Raw genomic sequence first — 2,054 nt, forward strand, 5'->3', positions numbered from 1 at the left:
GCCGCACCGTGGGCCGCAGCGCTCGCCGGTTTTTTTGCGAGCATGGTGGGCCTGCCCCCACCCGAGGGAGCCCCAACGGTTCGCACGGTTCAGCGCACCCAGCTCGAATCCGCACTACCTTGGGCGGTGCGTGCACTCGGATTGCCGCCGGTTGAAATCGGCGTCTATAAGCCTCATACTTCGGCTGAGAAATCGCTCCGCGATTAAAAATCTGTAGTCGCGGAGCGACTTTGTGGCGCTTGCGCCTATACACGCCGCTTTCAATCGGCGGGGATTTGAAGATGACCGACGATGTATTTCTAGCGACGTTTGAAGACACCAGCCTTCCGCGCTACGAGTGGACGCACTTCGCCCACGTTCGCATGGCATTTCTCTACCTGAGCTACCTGTCCTACGACGAGGCTGAGGCGGCGATTGTAACGGGAATCCAGCGCTACAACGCCGCCAAGTCGAACGGGGTAGGCTACCATCAGACCATCACTATCGCGTTTGCCCGACTCATCGCCTCCCGCCTCACAGAAAACCTAACCTGGCCAGCGTTCGTCGCTGCCAACCCCGATCTTCTGAGCTTCGCCTGTATCCAAAAACACTACAGCCCCGAGCTGCTCAAGAGTCAGCAGGCACGCACAGAGTTCGTCGAGCCCGACTTAGGGGCATTGCCATCCCTTGGTTAGGCGTACATGTTGAGCACAGCATTTTCCAGGTCTTCAAGAAAGTAGTCTAGGAAACTCTCCGAAGTTAGGTAGATACCCGATTCATAGGGGCTCCAGTTCATGACCTTTCCTGTCTCTGTATCGAGACAGTGGTAGTACTCGTCGCAGTGCATAATGGCGATAAAGTGCGCGGGCATCCCACGCTCTCGGCAGTACAGCGTCCGCTTTACGACGCTGTAGGGCTTCACCAAACCTGTCCCGAGGATCTCTGAGCCAAAGATATTCCCATGACCGTAGTTTTTGAGAAACCAGATATAGCCTTCGGGGAGGGTCACGGAAAGGTCTTTGGCAATCTCGCCGATGACTTCCTGTGAGACGCCGCCGGTGAATGATCTTGGTTTGCCGTGCTCTGCAATAAGCGCGCGGATTTGCTTATGAACCGCCTCTAACGGCGTTTCGTATTCCATAGATTGCTTTTCTTGAACCCAGTCCCCCCGCTCGGCGGGGGCTAGGGAGTAGGTTTGCTCAGCATCCCCTCCGCTTGTGTTTCACAGGCATTGAGGGCTTCTTCCACGCGTCGGCAGGCGTCTTCGTCTGACTCATCAGGGGCGATAAAGATCGGCTCCCCGAAGACCCAGGCGGCGCGGCTGAAGGGGGCGGGGATAAGGTAATCGTCCCAGGTGGTGAGTAGTTTGCGTGGCGTGGCAGTGGCGACGAGGGGGATGATGGGCTTGCCGGAGCGCCTCGCAAAGAAGACGACGCCGGGCTGGACTTTGCGTGCGGGGCCACGAGGGCCATCGGGGGTGAAGGCAAGGACACCGCCTTTTTCGAGTTCGCGGAGCATCTGTACGGCAGCACGCGCCCCACTCCGCCCCGTGGAGCCACGGACAATCTGGTAGCCGAAGTTGGCGAAGTTGCGCGCCTGGATATCGCCGTCGCGGGAGAGCGAGACCAGCGCCCAGTAGCCCCGGTTGCGATAGCGGTAAAGCGAGAGCAGGGTGCGACCGTGCCAGGTGACCAATATCCCACCATGGTGCTCCTTTAGCGTCGCCATTGCCGCCTCTTCCCCGACAATGGTCAGCCGCGCCGTACCGGCCAGAAGCCGCACGAGACCGCCAATCGTCGCCGCCAGCGCACGCACTTTGAACGTTAAAGGACGGGGAGTTTCGGGTGTGCTCACGCGTCAATGCCTCGCTGCTGTGCGTTGTAGAGCAGGCTGTAGAGTCCCCCGGATGCGAGTAGTTCGGTGTGGGTCCCTACCTCGGCGATCTTGCCCTCCTGAAGCACCACGATCTTATCGGCGTTGACAATCGTGGAGAGACGGTGGGCGATAATGAACGTCGTGCGGCCCTTGAACCACGTCCCCAGCGCCTCTTGAACCACGGACTCTGTCTGGGTATC

The 2,054-nt window shown here is 59.3% G+C and carries 3 protein-coding genes and 2 pseudogenes; 2 read left to right on the forward strand and 3 right to left on the reverse strand.

Annotation, left to right across the window (positions count from 1 at the left end):
- Both RMO15_RS19770 and RMO15_RS19775 read left to right on the forward strand, forming a co-directional pair.
- Positions 1 to 207 (forward strand): annotated as a pseudogene (locus RMO15_RS19770) (hypothetical protein); the annotation flags it as partial.
- 74 nt (positions 208 to 281) lie between these two features.
- A complete protein-coding gene (locus RMO15_RS19775; protein WP_309715848.1) occupies positions 282 to 674 on the forward strand; it encodes a hypothetical protein in 393 nt (130 codons plus the stop codon).
- Here the strand turns inward: RMO15_RS19775 and RMO15_RS19780 are convergent.
- From RMO15_RS19780 to RMO15_RS19790, 3 genes and pseudogenes are all read right to left on the reverse strand, one after another.
- Positions 671 to 1,120: an SMI1/KNR4 family protein gene (locus RMO15_RS19780; protein WP_309715851.1), complete on the reverse strand. Its 450-nt coding sequence runs from the start codon at positions 1,118 to 1,120 to the stop codon at positions 671 to 673. The genes RMO15_RS19775 and RMO15_RS19780 overlap by 4 nt on opposite strands.
- A 41-nt stretch (positions 1,121 to 1,161) precedes the next feature.
- Positions 1,162 to 1,833, reverse strand: a complete 672-nt coding sequence (locus tag RMO15_RS19785; RefSeq protein WP_309715854.1) for a lysophospholipid acyltransferase family protein — start codon at positions 1,831 to 1,833, stop codon at positions 1,162 to 1,164.
- Positions 1,830 to 2,054 (reverse strand): annotated as a pseudogene (locus RMO15_RS19790) (lipid A export permease/ATP-binding protein MsbA); the annotation flags it as partial. The gene RMO15_RS19785 and the pseudogene RMO15_RS19790, both read right to left, overlap by 4 nt.

The organism is Armatimonas sp., assembly GCF_031410135.1.
Classification (GTDB): domain Bacteria; phylum Armatimonadota; class Armatimonadia; order Armatimonadales; family Armatimonadaceae; genus Armatimonas.

What these genes read in the sequence shown, in the direction of transcription:
- RMO15_RS19775 (WP_309715848.1), top strand. Translation starts at nt 282, where the DNA reads ATGACCGACGATGTATTTCTAGCGACGTTTGAAGACACCAGCCTTCCG.
- RMO15_RS19780 (WP_309715851.1), bottom strand. Translation starts at nt 1,120, where the DNA reads ATGGAATACGAAACGCCGTTAGAGGCGGTTCATAAGCAAATCCGCGCG.